This window comes from Streptacidiphilus sp. MAP12-33 (assembly GCF_041261265.1).
GTDB lineage: Bacteria > Actinomycetota > Actinomycetes > Streptomycetales > Streptomycetaceae > Streptacidiphilus.
Window position 1 is genome coordinate 49,641 of record NZ_JBGCCA010000035.1, and the last position, 16,580, is coordinate 66,220.

The following is a 16,580-nucleotide window of genomic DNA, read 5'->3' on the forward strand; positions in this document are numbered from 1 at the left end:
GTCTCAGGCGAAGAGCCACTCAGCCTTGAGGGCGGCGTAGCCCGGCTTGATCACCTCGTTGATCATGGCCAACCGCTCGTCGAAGGGGATGAACGCACTCTTCATCGCGTTGACGGTGAACCACTGCAGGTCGTCCAGCGTGTAGCCGAAGGCGTCCACGAGGTGCTGGAACTCCTGGCTCATGCTGGTGCCGCTCATCAAGCGGTTGTCGGTGTTGACCGTGACCCGGAAGTGCAGGCGGCGCAGCAGCCCGATGGGATGCTCCGCGTAGGAGGCGGCCGCGCCGGTCTGGAGGTTGGAGGTCGGGCACATCTCCAGCGGGATGCGCTTGTCGCGCACGTAGGCGGCGAGCCGGCCGAGTTCGACCTGGCCGTCGTCCTTGACCTCGATGTCGTCGATGATCCGCACGCCGTGGCCGAGGCGGTCGGCACCGCAGCACTGGAGCGCCTCCCAGATGGAGGGCAGGCCGAAGGCCTCACCGGCGTGGATGGTGAAGTGGTTGTTCTCGCCCGCGAGGTACTCGAAGGCGTCCAGGTGCCGGGTGGGCGGGTAGCCGGCCTCGGCACCGGCGATGTCGAAGCCGACCACGCCGTGGTCGCGGTAGCGGTTCGCCAGCTCGGCGATCTCACGGGAGCGGGCGGCGTGGCGCATCGCCGTCAGCAGCGTGCCGATCTTGACCCGGTCACCGTTCTCACGGGCCCGCTGCTCGCCGAGACGGAAGCCCTCGTTGACGGCCTCGACGACCTCGTCGAGGGTCAGCCCGGCCTCCAGGTGCTGCTCGGGCGCGTACCGCACCTCGGCGTAGACGACGCCGTCCTTGGCGAGGTCCTCGGCACAGTCGGCGGCGACACGGATGAGCGCCTCGCGCGTCTGCATGACGGCACAGGTGTGCGCGAAGGTCTCCAGGTACCGCTCCAGCGAGCCGGAGTCGGCGGCGTCACGGAACCACTGCCCGAGCTTGGCGGGGTCGCGCTCGGGCAGGGCGTCGTATCCGACCGCGTCGGCGAGCTCAATGATCGTCTCGGGGCGCAGGCCGCCGTCGAGATGATCGTGGAGCAGCACCTTGGGCGCGCGGCGGATCTGCTCGGAGGTGGCGGCAGGCGTTTGAGGGTTGTGGGTCACCATTTCCCGATCCTAGCTCCTACGCGCGTAGATGCACCAGCTTCGACGCAGGACGCGCGGCCCCGCGGACGCGCGTCCTGCCGAGGTGCGGCCTTGCCGCCCGGCTGAGGGGCGACCTCAGCTCTTCAGCTCGTAGACGATGTTGAACGGCGTCTCCGACGCGCGGCGGAACCGCCCGAAGCCGGCCTCCGCCGCGACCTCGCGGGTCCGCGCCTCGCCCGCCTGGGCGCCGAGCGCCCGGCCGACCGGCTGGGCCTGGGACGCGGGAACGCAGATCACCGTGGACGCCGCGTACATGGCCCGGCTCAGCGGGTTCATGTTGTCGGCGATGTCGTCCTCCGCGTGCGGCTCGACGACCATGACCGCGCCGCCCTCGGTCAGCCTCGCCCGGCAGTGCGAGAGCGCGCCCACCGGGTCGCCCATGTCGTGCAGGCAGTCGAAGAAGGTGATCAGGTCGTAGGGGCCGCCGCCGAAGTCGGCGGAGCCCGCCACCTCGAAGTCGCAGTGCTTGGTGAGCCCGTCCTGCTTGGCCTGCCGGCGGGCCGCCTCGATGGAGGGCCCGTGGTAGTCGAAGCCGGTGCAGTGGGCCTCGGGGAAGGCCCGCGCCATCATCAGCGTCGAGTAGCCGAAACCGCAGCCGATGTCCGCGACCCTGCCGCCGGCCCGGAGGCGCTCCACCGTGTCCTCCATCGCGGGCAGCCACGCGTCCACCAGGAAGGTCGCGTAGCCGGGCCGGAAGAAGCGCGCGGTGCCGGAGAAGAGCTCCGGGTGGTGCTGGTCCCAGCCGAGGCCCTCGCCGCTCCTGAAGGAGCGCTGCAACTTGTCGCGCGTCTCCAGCGAGGCGGCGGCGCTGAACGACTGGAAGCCGCCGAGCGCGTAGTAGGGGCTCTCGGTGTCACAGAAGGCGACGACCTGCTCGGGGGTGAGCCGGAACCTGCCGTCGGCCTCCAGGGCGACGTAGCCGCTGGCGGCCATCGCCGACAGCCACTCGCGTACGTTGCGCTCGTTGCAGCCGGACGCCTCGGCGACCTCCGCCGAGGTGCGGGGCCTGCCGTCCGCCATCGAGGCGAAGAGACCGAGCCGTTCGCCGATCACGAGCGAGGGCGCGAGGGCCACCGCCCCCAGGTCGGTCACGATGCGGCCCATCAGGCTCATCATCGCGTCCTCGTCGAGGACCTCGTCGCGGGTGACCTCCAGGTTCACGAAGCGCGGATCGCCGTCGCAGGCCTCCCGCATCTCGTCCGCCAACTGACGGGTCTCCGGGAGGTCGCTGTTGCGCATCGCCTCCTCGTAGGAGGGGAACTCGACGATCTGCATGAAGTGGGAGGGCTTGTCGCGGTCCTTGCCCATGGTGGAGTGGTGGGCCGTGCGCTTGCCCTGGGTGAGCCGCAGCCACTGGTCCATGATCCGGTCGACGCGGTCCTCGTCTTTGGTTTCGTATTCAATGACCTGCACGAACGTCATGCTGACCAACCCCCTTTCAGAGGTACAGGAACAGCGTCCCGCTCGCGTCGAATGGTCACAAGCCAGACAATAAGGAGTTTTCCCCCCGTTCAGCTGTGCAGTGGCAGCCGGTCCCGCTCCGACAGGACGTAATCACGGAACGCCACCGCCGGCGGCGGCAACGGCCGGGTCGAGGACCAGACGAGCGCCAGCTCGCGGCGGGCCGCCGGGGAGGCGAGCGCCAGCTCCACCACGTCCGGGCGCAGCCACGACGCGGGCGGCAGGACCGCGACGCCCAACCCTGCCGCGACCAGGCCGCGCAGTGTCTCGGCCTCTTCCCCCTCGAAGGAGATCCGCGGGGTGAAGCCGGCGTCCGCGCAGAGTGCGTCGGTGATCCGGCGCAGGCCGTAACCGGGTTCCAGGGTCACGAACGGCTCCTCGGCCACCTCCTCGAGCCGCACCCGGCGCCGGCCGGCGAGCCGGTGGTCGGCGGAGATCACCAGGCGCAGCCGCTGCTCGCCCATCCGGCGCGTGGTCAGATCCGGCGCCTCCGGCCGCGGGGAGAGCAGGCACAGGTCCAGCTCTCCGTCGCGCAGGCGGGCCAGCATCGAGTCGGTGTAGTCCTGCACCAGCTGGAAGCGCACCCGCGGCAGTTGTGCCCGGAAGCCCCGCAGCAGCATCGGCACCGCCTCGGAACCCATCGTGTGCAGGAAGCCGAAGGCCACCCGGCCGCCGGTCGGGTCCGCCTCCGCGCGCGCCGCGTCCGCGCCGCGCTCCAGCTCGGCCAGAGCCCGCTCGGCCGAGGCGAGGAAGATCCGCCCGGCCCGGGTGAGCCGGACCGTGCGGCCCTCGCGGGACAGCAGCGCCACACCCAGCTCCGCCTCCAGTCGGGCGACGGCCCGGCTCAGGGTCGGCTGCGGCATGCCGAGCTCGACGGCCGCCCGCGTCACATGCTCGCCGCGCGCGACCGCCGCGAACTGCGCGAGCAGCGGCGAGAGCCGGGCGGCGGGTGACGTGGGCGACAGCTCCACCTGCTCCGAAGGGAGGAACACCTGGTCCGAACTGGATTCATACGCCACAGCATGGATCATCCCCCACCCATGTATTGGACGCATCAATAGCACCGTCCTAACGTCTGGAGCATGCCAGCGGAGCCTGCCACAGCCACGCGACCCGTCCCCACCGCCGTCGACGCCCGTGCCCCCCGGGCCGCCGAGTCCGCCCGGACCGCCGACCCGCGCCACCTGCCGGGCTCCCCTGGTCTGCGCCGCACCCAACTCGCGTTGTTCGGCGCCGGGCTGGCGACCTTTCTGCTGCTCTACTCGACCCAGGCCCTGCTGCCGGCCCTCTCCACCGACCTGCACCTGACGCCGGGCCAGGCCAGCTGGACCGTCTCCGCCGCGTCGATCGGGCTGGCCGTCGCGGTGATCCCGATCAGCGCCCTGTCCGAGCGCTTCGGCCGCACCCGGATCATGACGCTCTCGGTCGTCGCCGCCGTCGCCATCGCGCTGGTCCTGCCGCTCACCGGTGACCTCGGGACGCTGACCGCCCTGCGCGCGCTGCAGGGCGTCGCGCTGGCGGGCCTGCCCGCGACCGCCATGGCCTACCTCGCCGAGGAGGTCCACCCCTCGGCACTGCCCTCGGCGATGGGCCTGTACGTGGCGGGCAACAGCATCGGCGGTATGAGCGGCCGCCTGCTGTCCGGCGTCGTCGCCGGCGCGTACGGCTGGCGTGCGGGCCTCGCGGCCGTCGCCGTCGCGGCACTGCTGTGCGCGGTGGCCTTCCGGGTGCTCATCCCCCGCGCCCGCTGCTTCCGCCCCGGCCCGGTGAATCCGCGCGCCCTGTGGCGCACCGTCACCGGCCACCTGGCCAACCCGCTGCTCGGCCGGCTGTTCGCGCTCGGCCTGCTGTTCATGACGGTCTTCGGCGCGGTCTACACGGTCCTCGGCTACCGGCTCGTCGCCGCCCCCTTCAGCCTGCCGCAGGCCCTGGCCTCGTCCATCTTCGTGGTCTACCTCGTCGGCACGGTGACCTCGGCGGGCAGCGCCCGTATCGCCGCCCGGCTGGGCCGCCGTGGCGCCCTGTACGCGGCGATCACCACGACCTCGGCGGGCCTGCTGCTGACCCTGCCGGAGTCGCTCCCGCTCACCCTGCTGGGCCTGGTCCTCATCACCGCGGGCTTCTTCACCGGCCACTGCGTCGCCTCCGCGGCGGTGGGCCGCACGGCGACCCACGACCGCGCCCAGGCGTCCGCGTTGTACATGGCCGCGTACTACGTCGGCAACAGCCTCGGGGGCGCGCTGGGTGCGAGCGCGTACCACGGCAGCGGCTGGACCGGGACGGTCTCGGTGGCCCTGGCCGCGATGCTGCTCGCCGCGGGCGTGACCGCCTGGGGCACCGTCTCCGCGCACCGCGCGGTCGCGGCGGCGCGACCGTAGGGGCGGGAGGGCGGACCGGCACAGTCGCCGGCCCGCCCACGGGGGCGCCTGGTCAGCCCTGCCGAGCGTCGAGGTTGGTGACCGTCGGGTCATGAGCGGGTCGAGCGCCCTCCGGTCCCGGGGTGGCCGGGGTCTCCGTCACGAGCCGGACGACGTCGCTGCCCGCACGCGCCATCCCGTTCAGCTCGGCGTTCCCGACCGAGTCCAGCTCCGTCCCACCTGCACCAGCAGACCCGCACGGCGTACTGGAACCGGCGGTTCGGCAGCGAGGTGCGCTCCTCCGCCCACCCGGAGGACGTGACGTCCGCCTCGATGAACTGCTCCGTCGTCAGCCGGCCGGCCGCTCTCGGCGCAGACAGTGCCGGTCGGCCCAGGCGGAGATCGCTCCGGCGATCTCCCGGGGCTTGTCCTCCGGAGCATGGTGGCCGGCCGGGCCGAGGTGGACGGTCTCCAGCGCGGCGACGTTCTCCGCGCACCACGCCGCGGTCGCCGCGTTGACCATCAGCGTCGGCGATCCCTCGAAGGTGAGCAGCAGCTTCGGCACGTCCTCGCTCTTCGCCAGCCACGCGTCGTACGCCTCGATCCGCGCGACGAGCTCGGCGGGCTCGCCACCGAGCGGCATCTGGCGCGCCCACTCCAGCAACGGCCGCCTGCTTTCGCGCGTCCCCGCGTACGGCGCGAGGTAGGGCGCCAGCTCCTCCTCGGACAGCGCGGTCAGCACGCCGCCGGTGAACGCCTGGCGCACCAGCGCGTTCTGGTCCAGCACCAGGTCCTCCCCGGCCCGGCCGCGCAGCGTCTCGGTGCGCGCACGGGCCTGCGGCGAGACGTCCTCCCAGGCGAGCGGCCTGACCATGGTCTCGAAGAAGGCGAGCCCGCGGACCCGCTCCGGGTGCCGCGCGGCCCAGTCGAGAGCGAGGGCGCCACCCCAGTCGTGGCCGACCAGCACGACGCCGTCCAGGTCGAGGCCGTCGAACCAGGCGTCGAGGTAGCGGGCGTGGTCGGCGAAGCGGTAGGCGGACTCCGGCTTGCCGGAGCGGCCCATCCCGATCAGGTCGGGCGCGAGCAGCCGCCCGCCTCCGATGCCCGGCAGCACGTCGCGCCACAGGTGCGAGGAGCTCGGGTTGCCGTGCAGGAACACGATCGGCGCCCCGCTCCCGCTCTCCAGGTAGTACATGGTCGAGTCGAGCACGGCGATCTCGGACATGGTGCGTTCCCCTCGTCGCGATCCGGTTTCCCCTTCGCATTTACCGTACATGGCTTCTATAGCCATGGCTACTATCTGCGGCGTACTGCTCCACCCAGGTGATTCCGCGCCCGGGGAGGTTCGCGCCGGGTACCCCTCCCCCCATGCGACTGCGCCGGAAGCCGGATGAACCGTCCGTTGCGAACCCGCCGACCCTCGGGCGGCGCCGAAAGCGCCTGGCCTGGGCGCTGGGCGGCAGCGCCCTGGCGCTCACCGTCGTGGCCGGCTACTGCGTGCACGACGCGCTCGCCACGCCGGGGCCGGGCGGGACGCAGACCAAGCTCGCGCGGTGGGGGCGCTGCCACGGCCTGGGCTCGGTGGTGAGCCTGGTCGACAACCGGCACCAGCGCGCGACCACCACCTCGGCCTGCGGCGCGGCCACGCTCGTCGCCCACGCGAGCCCCGTCCGTCCACGTCCCAGGCCGACGCCGACCGTGCCGCCGATCCCCCTGCACGCGGCGATCCGCCCGCTGGTCACCCCGGGGCAGCGCGGCGAGGGGGTCTTCGCACCGCTGGTCAAGGAGAAGGGCCAGCCGGTGATCCAGAGCACGACCATGCGGCCGGACGCCTACGACACCGACTTCCCGGTCGGCGTCGTCTGGATGAAGCAGCACGCGCTCCGCTTCCAGATGCACCCCGGCGTCTCCGAACCCGGAGGCAACTGGACCGTCCCGGCGACCATCACCCCGGCCGAACGCACCGGCCTGGTCGCCGCGTACAACGGCGGCTTCAAGGTCTCCAACGGGGACTCGCACGGCGGCTTCTACCTGAACGGGCAGACCATCGGCGAGCTGCGCACCGGCGCGGCCTCGGAGATCTTCCACCGCGACGGCTCACTGACCGTCGGCGTCTGGAACGAGGACGTGCGGATGGCCCCGGACGTCGTCGGCGTCCGCCAGTGCCTGGTACCGCTGGTCCGCCACGGGCAGGTCACCGAGGACGCGTACAACGGCGGCGTCGACACCTGGGGCCTGACCGACGGCGGCAACGCGGCCGTCGCCCGCTCGGGCATCGGCATCGACCGCAACGGCGACGTCGTCTACGTCGGCGGCCGCCTGCTCACCGTCCAGTCCCTGGCCACGCTGCTGCAGCGGGCGGGCGCGGTGACGGGCATGATGCTGGACATCAACCTCAGCTGGCCGTCGTTCATCTCCTACGACGCGACGAAGAACCCGCACGACCCGACCCCGCGCAACCTGGTCAACTTCGTCCGCGACGCCACGCGCTACTACGACTACTCCAGCCGCGACTTCGTCGCCGTCTACGCCCGCCCGTGACGGGGCCGGGCCGGCGCGGACGGACGGGCGCGGGCGGACGGGCGCGGGCGCGGGCGGGCGGGGCTTACGCGATGCGGTCGAGGATCAGCGGGGTCGGCTTGAAGTCCGCGCCCTCGGCGACGATGGTGACCGCGTCGGGGGCGGCCAGGGCCTCCAGGGCGTAGGCGAAGCGCTCCGGGGTGTCCGTGTGGAGGGTCAGCAGCGGCTGGCCGGCGGTCACGACCGCGCCCGGCTTGGCGTGGATCTCGACGCCCGCACCGGCCTGCACCGGGTCCTCCTTGCGCGCGCGGCCCGCGCCCAGGCGCCAGGCGGCGACGCCGACGGCGTAGGCGTCCAGGCCGGTCAGCACGCCGCCGGCGGGCGCGGTGAACACGTGCTGCTCGCGCGCGACCGGCAGTGCGGCATCCGGGTCGCCGCCCTGCGCCGCGATCATGCGGCGCCAGTGGTCCATCGCGGAGCCGTCGCGCAGCGCCACCTCGGGGTCCTTGCCGCCCGTGACGCCCGCCGCCGCGAGCATCTCGCGCGCCAGCGCGATGGTCAGCTCCACCACGTCGGCCGGACCGCCGCCCGCGAGCACCTCGACGGACTCCCGCACCTCCAGCGCGTTCCCGGCCGTCAGGCCGAGCGGGGTGCTCATGTCCGTCAGCAGCGCGACGGTGTTGACGCCGGCGTTGGTGCCGAGCCCGACCATGGTGCGGGCCAGCTCCTGCGCGTCGGCGAGGTTCTTCATGAAGGCGCCGGAGCCGACCTTCACGTCCAGGACGAGCGCGCCGGTCCCCTCAGCGATCTTCTTCGACATGATCGAGGACGCGATCAGCGGGATCGCCTCGACGGTGCCGGTGACGTCGCGCAGCGCGTAGAGCTTCTTGTCGGCGGGCGCGAGGCCGTCCCCGGCTGCGCAGATGACCGCACCGGCGTCGCGCAGCACGTCCATCATCTCGTCGTTGGACAGCAGCGCCTTCCAGCCCGGGATCGACTCCAGCTTGTCCAGCGTCCCGCCGGTGTGGCCGAGCCCCCGCCCGGAGAGCTGTGGCACGGCCGCGCCACAGGCCGCGACGAGGGGGGCGAGCGGCAGCGTGATCTTGTCTCCGACGCCGCCGGTGGAGTGCTTGTCGCTGGTGGGCAGCGGCAACGAGGAGAAGTCCATCCGCACGCCGGAACGGATCATCGCGTCGGTCCAGCGGGAGATCTCCCGCAGGTTCATCCCGTTCAGCAGGATCGCCATGGCCAGCGCGGACATCTGCTCGTCGGCGACCTCGCCACGGGTGTAGGCGTCGATCACCCAGTCGATCTGAGCATCGCTCAACTCGGCGCGGTCGCGCTTCGCGCGGATGACGGAGATGGCGTCCACGTGCACTCCATGGTTGTGCGAAGGGGGAGACAGACAGAACTCTACGCGCGTAACAGTCAGTTGCAAACGCCAGGGGGCGCGAGGCCGTGCTCGATCAACTGCGTGCGCGAGCAGGACCTCGCGCCCCTGGAGAGTGCCGCCACAGGCGGGAGCGAAGGCTAGAGCCGTTCGGGGCCGAAGGCGTCCGGCAGGAGTTCGGAGAGCGGGCGGATCCCCGACACCGACTCCACGATCAGCTCCGCTCCCCCGTGCTCCCACAGCAACTGCCGGCAGCGCCCGCACGGCATCAACGGCTCGCCGTCGCGATCGCAGCAGGTGAACGCGACCAGCCGGCCGCCGCCGGAGGCGTGGAGCGCGGACACCAGTCCGCACTCCGCGCACAGCCCGAGCCCGTAGGACGCGTTCTCGACGTTGCAGCCGCTGACGACGCGGCCGTCGTCGACCAGCGCCGCAGCGCCGACCGGGAAGTGCGAGTACGGCGCGTACGCGCGCCCCATCGCCTCCCGGGCCGCCGCCCGCAGCACGTCCCAGTCGATCTCCATGACGGCCTCAGCCCTTGATGTACGGCTTGCCGGACGCCGCCGGCGGGCGGGAGAGGCCGCTCAGCGCCGCCACGACGAAGATCGTCACCAGGTAGGGCGCCATGGCCAGGAACGCGCCCGGGATCGGGGTGCCGAGCGAGGTCAGGGCGACCTGGAGCTCGGTGGCGAAGCCGAACAGCACCGCCGCGCCCAGCGAACCGATCGGCGACCAGCGGCCGACGATCAGTGCCGCGATGGCGATATAGCCCTTGCCGGAGCTCATGTCCTTGCCGAACTGGCTGGCCAGACCGAGCGTCAGCCAGACGCCGCCGAGCCCCGACAGCAGACCGGCCGTGATGACGTTGCGGTAGCGCAGGCCGATGACCTTGATGCCGACCGTGTCGGCGGCCGTCGGGTGCTCGCCGACCGCGCGGGTACGCAGGCCCCAGCGGGTACGGAAGAGCAGGAACCAGACCACCGGCACCAGCAGGTAGGCGACGTAGAACAGGATGTTCTGGTCGAACAGCGGGCCGATGATCGGGATCGAGGCCAGACCGGGGATCCGGATGTTGTTGAAGCCCTGCGCCTTGTTGTACGTCCCGCCGTTGGTGGACATCAGCCGGTCGTAGAGGAAGCCGGTGACGCCCGAGGCCAGCAGGTTGAGCACGACGCCGAGGACGACCTGCTCGATCAGGTAGCGGTTGGCGAAGACCGCCAGCAGGGCGCACATGAGGGCGCCGCCGAGGCAGCCGGCGATCGCACCGGCCCAGATGGAGCCGGTCGTGGACGCGGTCAGCACCGCCGCGAACGCGCCGAAGAGGAACTGGCCCTCGACCGCGATGTTGACGACGCCGGACCGCTCGCACAGCAGCGCGCTCAGCGAGCCGAGCACCAGCGGGACGGCCTGGATGGCCGTCTGGGCGAGGATCGCCGGCACGTTCAGGCCGACCGAGGAGCCGGCCGCGGCCCAGACCAGGAAGCCCGCCGAGTACGAGGCGAAGTAGATGATGGCGGTCCAGAGCTGGTACCGCTTCGAGATCGGCGCGAAGGCGCGGACCAGGCCGCAGACGATGGCCAGCGACATCAGCGCGATCGCGAGCGCCTGCGAGGGCGCCGAGATCGGGCTCAGGCCACCGGCCGCGTTCGGGTCCTCCTTGAGGCCGAAGATCGTGTGCGCGGCCCCCGAGACCCGGGAGGTCAGGCCGAAGGCCCACAGCCCCAGGGCGCCGACGACGGCCATCGAGACGCCGCTGACCAGCTTGGACCGACGTGCGGCTGCTTCGGCGAGGGTGAGGGGGCCCTCGTTCGCTCCGTTGTCACCGGTAGCGGTGGATGCCGTGCTCATGCCTCGCCTCCGGCAGCGGTGGTGGTGTCGGTGTGGAACGGGTCGACGGGCGGCGGGGCGTCCTCGCCCTTGGCACCGGTGTCGATCTTGTGGGCGCGCAGGTGGAAGATCTCCTTCACCAGCTGCGGCGCGGCGACGAAGATGACGATCAGGGCCTGGATGACGGTGATGACCTCGATCGAGACCTGCGCCTGCGTCTGCATCAGGGCGCCACCGGCCTGGAGCGCGCCGAAGAGCAACGAGGCCCAGACGCAGCCCCACGGCTTGGTGCGGCCCAGCAGGGCGACGGTGATGGCGGTGAAGCCGAGGCCGGCGTCGAGGTTGGGGCTCAGCGAGTTGTTGTTCGGGTTGGCCAGACCGAGGGTCTGGGTGACACCGATCAGACCCATCAGCGCGCCGGAGATCAGCATGGCCGCGATCTGGACCCGGCTGACGTTGATACCGGCGGTGCGGGCGGCGCTCGGCCGCAGACCGACCGCGCGGACCTCGAAGCCGAGCTTGCTGCGCTTGAAGAACCAGGCGACGGCGGCGGTCGCGATCAGCGCGAAGACCAGGCCGATGTCGGTGAAGAGCTGGTCACCGAAGAGGTGCGGCAGCACCGCACTCGGGGTGGCCGGCTTGCCGACCGCCTGACCGGCCGCGGCGGCGTCGTGGAACACCGAGGTGTTCAGCAGCCAGCCGCCGAGGAAGAGGAAGGCGACGTAGTTGAGCATGATCGTGACGATCACCTCGTGCGCGCCGCGGTAGGCCTTGAGCCAGCCGACGACGCCGCCGTAGAGCATGCCGCCGACGATGCCGGCCAGGACCGCCGCGAACATGTGCAGCAGTCCGGGCAGCGCGGTCCAGGAGAAGCCGACGTAGGACGCGAAGATCGCGCCTACGATCAGCTGGCCCTGGCCGCCGATGTTGAACATCCCGGCGCGGAACGCGACCGAGATGGCCAGGCCGCCGAAGATCAGCGGCGTCGCGTACTCGAGGGTGTTCGAGATCGGGCCGAAGAACTGCGCCGGGGTGCCGGAGACCGTCGCCGGGTCGAAGATCGCGCCCTTGAACAGCGACGAGTACGCGCTGGAGACGTCGTTCCAGGCCGAGGAGAGGAAGTCGGTCGGCGAGGCGAAGAAGTAGCCGAGCTGGTTCATCGTGTCGGTGTTCGACAGCACGATCATGATCGCGCCGACGACCAGCGCGAGCACGATGGCCAGGAAGGTCACCGTGGCCGAGTTCTCGGCGGTGAAGACGTTGCGGACCACCGTGCCCCAGTCCCGCGAGGGCTTGGGTGCCGCCGGCTTGGCCGGCGTCGGGGCAGCGGCCGGCTCGTTCTTCTCAGGTTCGGGCGTGCTCACGAGTCCGCCTCCTCCGTGTTCGTGGTCTCAGCGGTGGTGCTCTCGGTGGCGGCCGTTCCCCGGGCCTCGCCGCCCTGGGCCTCGGCACCCGGGGCCCCGGCGGGGGCGGGGGCGGCCTCGCCGGTGATACCGGCCATCAGCAGGCCGATCGCGTCGCGGGAGGTGGTCGGCGGGACGGTGGCGACGATCTTGCCGCGGTACATCACCGCGACCTTGTCGGCCAGCGCCAGCACCTCGTCCAGCTCCGTGGAGACGACCACGACCGGGCGGCCCTGGTCGCGCTCGGCGACGATGCGCTTGTGGATGAACTCCATGGCGCCGACGTCGACGCCGCGGGTCGGCTGCGAGGCGACCAGCAGGCGCAGCGGGCGGGAGAGCTCGCGGGCGACGACGACCTTCTGCGCGTTGCCGCCGGAGAGCTTGCCCGCCGGGTGCTGCGCCGCGGCCGGGCGGATGTCGAACTCCTTGATCCGCGCGTCGGCGTTCTTGGCGATCTCGTCCAGGTCGATCGACAGGCCGCGCCCGAAGGGGGCCTTCGTGTACAGGTCGAGGACGAGGTTCTCGGCGATGGTGAACTCGCCGACCACGCCGTCGTGCCCGCGGTCCTCGGGGACGAAGCCGACGCCCGAGTCGAGCACCTGACGCGGGGTCCGCCCGGTCAGCACCTTGCCGTCCAGGGAGATGGTCCCGGCCGCGGTCGGCAGCAGGCCCAGGATGGCCTCGGCCAGCTCGGACTGGCCGTTGCCCTGGACACCGGCGATGCCGAGGATCTCGCCGTCGTGGACGGTGAAGGAGACGTCGTCGACGGCGGCCTGGCCGTTGGCGTCGAGCACCGTGAGGTTCTCGACCTGGAAGGAGGCATTGCCCGGCTTGCTGACGTCCTTGTCGACGACCAGCTGCACGCTTCGGCCGACCATCATCGAGGCGAGCTCCTGCTCGCTGGAGGTCGGCGAGGCCTGCCCGACGACCGCACCGCGCCGGATCACGGTGATCCGGTCGGCGATCGCCTTGACCTCCTTGAGCTTGTGCGTGATGAAGACGATCGACTTGCCCGCCTCGCGCAGCGAGTTCATGACGACGAACAGGTCGTCGATCTCCTGCGGGGTCAGCACCGCGGTCGGCTCGTCCAGGATCAGCGTCTGGGCGTCGCGGACCAGGGCCTTGACGATCTCGACGCGTTGCTGGACGCCGACCGGCAGGTCCTCGACGATCGCGTCGGGGTTGACCGGGAGGCCGTAGCGCTGGGAGACCTCCTGCACGTCCTTGCGGGCGCGACGGCGGTCCAGCAGGCCCAGCGGGCCACGGCTGGCGCCGAGCTCGACCTCGTCGCCGAGGACCACGTTCTCGGCCACGCTGAAGACGGGGACCAGCATGAAGTGCTGGTGCACCATGCCGATGCCGTTGGCGATGGCGTCGCGCGGGCTGGTGATGGTCTTGGCGACGCCGTCGACGACGATCTCGCCCTCCTCGGGCTGGAGCAGCCCGTACAGGACGTTCATCAGCGTGGACTTGCCGGCGCCGTTCTCACCCAGAAGACAGTGGACCTCACCTGGTTCGACCGTCAGGTCGATGTGGTCGTTGGCGACCAGCGAACCGAATCGCTTGGTGATGCCGCGAAGTTCCAGACGCACTTGTGAACACACTCCTCACGCCGGGCATCAAAAGTCGATCGGCGGAAGCTATCGAGGACTTGACGGACCCGCCAGCCCCTGGACGTGGACGATCCAGGTGCCGACAGGCCGGTGGGCGGGTGCGCGATGGCACACCCGCCCCGGACCGTCCGAAATCAGCCGGTCGGCTGGTTCTTGGACTGGATCTTGATGGTGCCGTTGATGATGTCCTGCTTCACCGTCGCGAGCTCGGTGGTCAGGCTGGCGGGCACCTTGGACGCGAAGTCGTGGAACGGCGCCAGGCCGGTGCCGTTGTTCGCCAGGGTGCCGACGAACGGGGTGGCGGAGAAGTTGCCCGCCGCGGCCTGCTGCACCGAGGTGCTCACCGCGGTGGCGATGCCCTTGGTCACGGACGTCATGATGACGGAGCCGTACTGCGGGTTGGAGACGAAGCCGTCGTCGTCGACCCAGATGGCGTTCAGCTTGCCGCCCGAGGACTGGGCCTGGGCCAGCGCGCCGATGCCGGTGCCGCCGGCGACCGGGAAGACGATGTCGGCCCCCTCCGACTGGAAGGTCGCGGCGATCTGCTTGCCGCCGGCCTGGTCGGTGAAGGACTGGGTCGGGTCGAAGGTGCCCGACTGCTTGGTCTCGTCCCAGCCGAGGACCTGCACGTGGGTGTTGTGCTTCTGGTTGTAGTACTGCACGCCCTCCCAGAAGCCGTCCATGTAGACGGTGACGGTCGGGTAGTTGGCGCCACCGAAGGTGGCGACCTTGCCGGTCTTGGTCATGCCGGCCGCGAAGTAGCCGCCGAGGAAACCGCCCTGCGCGGTGTTGAACTCCAGGCCCTGCACCTGCGGCTTGGTCGAGGTGTTGTCGACGATCGCGTAGTGCTGGGTGGGGTTCTTCTTGGCCGAGTCGACCGTGGCGGTGTTCATGGCAAAGCCGACCGTGACGATCAGCTTGCACTGGGCGGAGACGAAACCGGCGATGTTGCTGGTGTAGTCGTTCTCCGTCGCGGAGGTGGCGTTCTGAACCTTGATGTTCGGGTTGGCCTTGGCCGCGTCCTGCATACCGGCCCAGGACTCGGCGTTGAAGGAGTGGTCGTCCAGGCCGCCGGTGTCGGTGACCATGCACGCCTTGAAGCTGCCGCCGGCCTGGGCGGAGCTGCTGGAACCCGACGTCGACACGGGCTTCGATCCACACGCCGAGGCGGTCAGGGCGACCAGTGCCGTAGTCGCGATCGCTGCCAGCCGAACGGGCTTGTTCATCAATTCCTCCAGATAGGAGCCGACATCGCAGAGCCCGGGGGCAGGGAGCGGCTTTGCTCAACCGCAGCGAACCCGACAGCCGGGAGCATGGGTCTCCTTGGTCGACGCGCACCTGGTTCGGCGCGGATTGGATGCGAGGTTAACGCGCGTAGAACACATTTGGATTACGGCCACGGGGCCGTTATCAGATCGTCGCATTTCTACCCACCGGAGAACACCATTCGGGAGCACAAAGCGGACGATTCGCCTCCGATTTCGCTCGCACGGCGCACACTTATCACGACCATGAGACACCAAACGGCGCCGCCCCGGAGGGTCGGCGCCGTTTGTCGGGTTCGTGTTGCTTCGATCAGCCCAGTGGTCAGCCCAGCGCGAGGGCGCTGAACAGCTCCACGCCGATGCCGATGGCGCGCTCGTCCGCGTCGAAGGTGCCCTGGTGCAGGTCGCGCACGCCCTGCTCGTCCGGGGCCCGCACCCCGAGCCGCGCCAGCGCGCCCGGGACCTCCTGGAGGTACCAGGAGAAGTCCTCGCCGCCCAGGCTCTGCTCGGTGGGCTCGACCGCCGCCGCGCCGAACCGTTCCGTCATCGCGCGGTCCAGCATCGCGATCGACTCGGCCTCGTTGACGACCGGCGGCACGCCCCGGCGGTAGTCCAGCACCCACTTGGCCCGGTACGTCTCCGCGATCTGGCCGACCAGCTCGTCGATCGCGCCCGGCGCCTCGCGCCAGCCCGCCTGCTCCAGGCAGCGGACCGTGCCCTCCAGCTCGGCGTGCTGCGGGATCGCGTTCGCGGCCGAGCCGGACTCGATCCGGCCCCACACCAGGCTCACGCCCCAGCGAGGGTCCATCCGGCGCTGCAGCGCCGCCGGGAGCTCGGTGGCCGTCTTGGCCACGGCCATCACCAGATCGGTGGTCAGGTGCGGGCGGGCGGTGTGGCCGCCGGGCCCGTCGAGGCTGAGCTTGAGCAGGTCGCAGGCGGAGGTGATGGCGCCGACCTTCAGGCCGATCCTGCCGACCTCGACGCGCGGGTCGCAGTGGACGGCGAAGATCCGCTCCAGGCCGGGCAGCACGCCCGCCTTGATCACGTCCAGCGCCCCGCCCGGCATCTGCTCCTCGGCGGGCTGGAACACCAGCCGCACCGGCCGGCGCAGCCGGCCCTGCCGGGCGGCCTCGGCCAGCACGAGGGCGGTACCGAGCACGACGGCGGTGTGCACGTCGTGCCCGCAGGCGTGGCAGGTGCCGGGCACGGTGGAGCGGTAGGGGACGTCCAGCGGCTTGGCGTCCTCGATCGGCAGCGCGTCGATGTCGGCGCGGAAGCCCATCACGCCCCGCTCGGCGGAGAGCCCGGCGGGCACGATGTCGCAGAGCAGCCCGGTGCCGCCCGGCAGCACGCGCGGCGCGAGGCCTGCTGCTTCGAGCCTCGCCTTGACGATCCCGGTGGTGCGTACTTCCTGCCGACCGAGCTCCGGGTGCATGTGCAGGTCGCGCCGGAAGGCGATCAGCTCGGACTGGAGGACGTCGACGCGGGACCGCAGCTCATGGGACTGGTTCACCTCCACAAGGCTACGGCCCTGGGGCGGTTGGGGCAGGGGATCACCGAAATTCATACCGCCGGACGAG

Annotated in this window: 13 protein-coding genes; 2 read left to right on the forward strand and 11 right to left on the reverse strand. The window is 71.2% G+C overall.

What is annotated here, in order from left to right; all coding sequences use genetic code 11:
* Window positions 1–3: 3 nt before the first annotated feature.
* From ABH931_RS29795 to ABH931_RS29805, 3 genes are all read right to left on the reverse strand, one after another.
* Window positions 4–1,125: an adenosine deaminase gene (locus tag ABH931_RS29795; protein ID WP_370119924.1), complete on the reverse strand. Its 1,122-nt coding sequence runs from the start codon at window positions 1,123–1,125 to the stop codon at window positions 4–6.
* A 114-nt stretch (window positions 1,126–1,239) separates the two neighbouring features.
* A complete protein-coding gene (locus ABH931_RS29800) occupies window positions 1,240–2,586 on the reverse strand; it encodes a methyltransferase domain-containing protein (protein ID WP_370119926.1) in 1,347 nt (448 codons plus the stop codon).
* A gap of 89 nt (window positions 2,587–2,675) precedes the next feature.
* Window positions 2,676–3,644 (reverse strand): LysR family transcriptional regulator, encoded by a 969-nt coding sequence (locus ABH931_RS29805; RefSeq protein ID WP_370119929.1) that lies wholly within the window; start codon window positions 3,642–3,644, stop codon window positions 2,676–2,678.
* Window positions 3,645–3,707: 63 nt separating this feature from the next.
* Between ABH931_RS29805 and ABH931_RS29810 the strand changes: the two genes are divergently transcribed.
* Complete coding sequence (locus ABH931_RS29810) at window positions 3,708–5,003, forward strand: MFS transporter (protein WP_370119932.1); 1,296 nt, start codon at window positions 3,708–3,710, stop codon at window positions 5,001–5,003.
* A 328-nt stretch (window positions 5,004–5,331) separates the two neighbouring features.
* Here the strand turns inward: ABH931_RS29810 and ABH931_RS29815 are convergent, their stop codons facing one another.
* A complete protein-coding gene (locus ABH931_RS29815) occupies window positions 5,332–6,207 on the reverse strand; it encodes a haloalkane dehalogenase (protein ID WP_370119935.1) in 876 nt (291 codons plus the stop codon).
* A gap of 143 nt (window positions 6,208–6,350) precedes the next feature.
* Between ABH931_RS29815 and ABH931_RS29820 the strand changes: the two genes are divergently transcribed.
* Entirely contained in the window at window positions 6,351–7,523 is a 1,173-nt protein-coding gene (locus ABH931_RS29820) for a phosphodiester glycosidase family protein (RefSeq protein ID WP_370119937.1), read from the forward strand.
* 64 nt (window positions 7,524–7,587) lie between these two features.
* Here the strand turns inward: ABH931_RS29820 and ABH931_RS29825 are convergent, their stop codons facing one another.
* The 7 genes from ABH931_RS29825 to ABH931_RS29855 all read right to left on the reverse strand — a co-directional run bounded on the left by ABH931_RS29825 (window position 7,588) and on the right by ABH931_RS29855 (window position 16,567).
* Window positions 7,588–8,874, reverse strand: a complete 1,287-nt coding sequence (locus ABH931_RS29825) for a thymidine phosphorylase (protein ID WP_370119940.1) — start codon at window positions 8,872–8,874, stop codon at window positions 7,588–7,590.
* 158 nt (window positions 8,875–9,032) lie between these two features.
* The gene (locus ABH931_RS29830; RefSeq protein WP_370119943.1) at window positions 9,033–9,416 is read right to left on the reverse strand and encodes a cytidine deaminase; all 384 of its coding nucleotides are present in this window, start codon (window positions 9,414–9,416) and stop codon (window positions 9,033–9,035) included.
* Between the two features lie 7 nt (window positions 9,417–9,423).
* Complete coding sequence (locus tag ABH931_RS29835; protein WP_370119946.1) at window positions 9,424–10,740, reverse strand: ABC transporter permease; 1,317 nt, start codon at window positions 10,738–10,740, stop codon at window positions 9,424–9,426.
* On the reverse strand, window positions 10,737–12,083 hold the full coding sequence (locus ABH931_RS29840; protein ID WP_370119947.1) for an ABC transporter permease: 1,347 nt from the start codon (window positions 12,081–12,083) through the stop codon (window positions 10,737–10,739). Before ABH931_RS29840 ends, ABH931_RS29835 begins: the two co-directional genes overlap by 4 nt.
* Entirely contained in the window at window positions 12,080–13,714 is a 1,635-nt protein-coding gene (locus ABH931_RS29845; protein WP_370119949.1) for an ABC transporter ATP-binding protein, read from the reverse strand. The genes ABH931_RS29840 and ABH931_RS29845 overlap by 4 nt, the downstream gene beginning before the upstream one ends.
* A gap of 155 nt (window positions 13,715–13,869) precedes the next feature.
* Window positions 13,870–14,961: a BMP family protein gene (locus ABH931_RS29850; RefSeq protein ID WP_370119951.1), complete on the reverse strand. Its 1,092-nt coding sequence runs from the start codon at window positions 14,959–14,961 to the stop codon at window positions 13,870–13,872.
* A gap of 361 nt (window positions 14,962–15,322) precedes the next feature.
* The gene (locus ABH931_RS29855; RefSeq protein WP_370120076.1) at window positions 15,323–16,567 is read right to left on the reverse strand and encodes an amidohydrolase; all 1,245 of its coding nucleotides are present in this window, start codon (window positions 16,565–16,567) and stop codon (window positions 15,323–15,325) included.
* Window positions 16,568–16,580 lie beyond the last annotated feature (13 nt).

Bases quoted from the DNA above. Each gene is read 5' to 3' on its own strand.
- ABH931_RS29800 (WP_370119926.1), bottom strand. From the start codon at position 2,586: ATGACGTTCGTGCAGGTCATTGAATACGAAACCAAAGACGAGGACCGC.
- ABH931_RS29820 (WP_370119937.1), top strand. From the start codon at position 6,351: ATGCGACTGCGCCGGAAGCCGGATGAACCGTCCGTTGCGAACCCGCCG.
- ABH931_RS29835 (WP_370119946.1), bottom strand. From the start codon at position 10,740: ATGAGCACGGCATCCACCGCTACCGGTGACAACGGAGCGAACGAGGGC.
- ABH931_RS29795 (WP_370119924.1), bottom strand. From the start codon at position 1,125: ATGGTGACCCACAACCCTCAAACGCCTGCCGCCACCTCCGAGCAGATC.
- ABH931_RS29850 (WP_370119951.1), bottom strand. From the start codon at position 14,961: ATGAACAAGCCCGTTCGGCTGGCAGCGATCGCGACTACGGCACTGGTC.
- ABH931_RS29830 (WP_370119943.1), bottom strand. From the start codon at position 9,416: ATGGAGATCGACTGGGACGTGCTGCGGGCGGCGGCCCGGGAGGCGATG.
- ABH931_RS29810 (WP_370119932.1), top strand. From the start codon at position 3,708: ATGCCAGCGGAGCCTGCCACAGCCACGCGACCCGTCCCCACCGCCGTC.
- ABH931_RS29855 (WP_370120076.1), bottom strand. From the start codon at position 16,567: ATGAATTTCGGTGATCCCCTGCCCCAACCGCCCCAGGGCCGTAGCCTT.
- ABH931_RS29815 (WP_370119935.1), bottom strand. From the start codon at position 6,207: ATGTCCGAGATCGCCGTGCTCGACTCGACCATGTACTACCTGGAGAGC.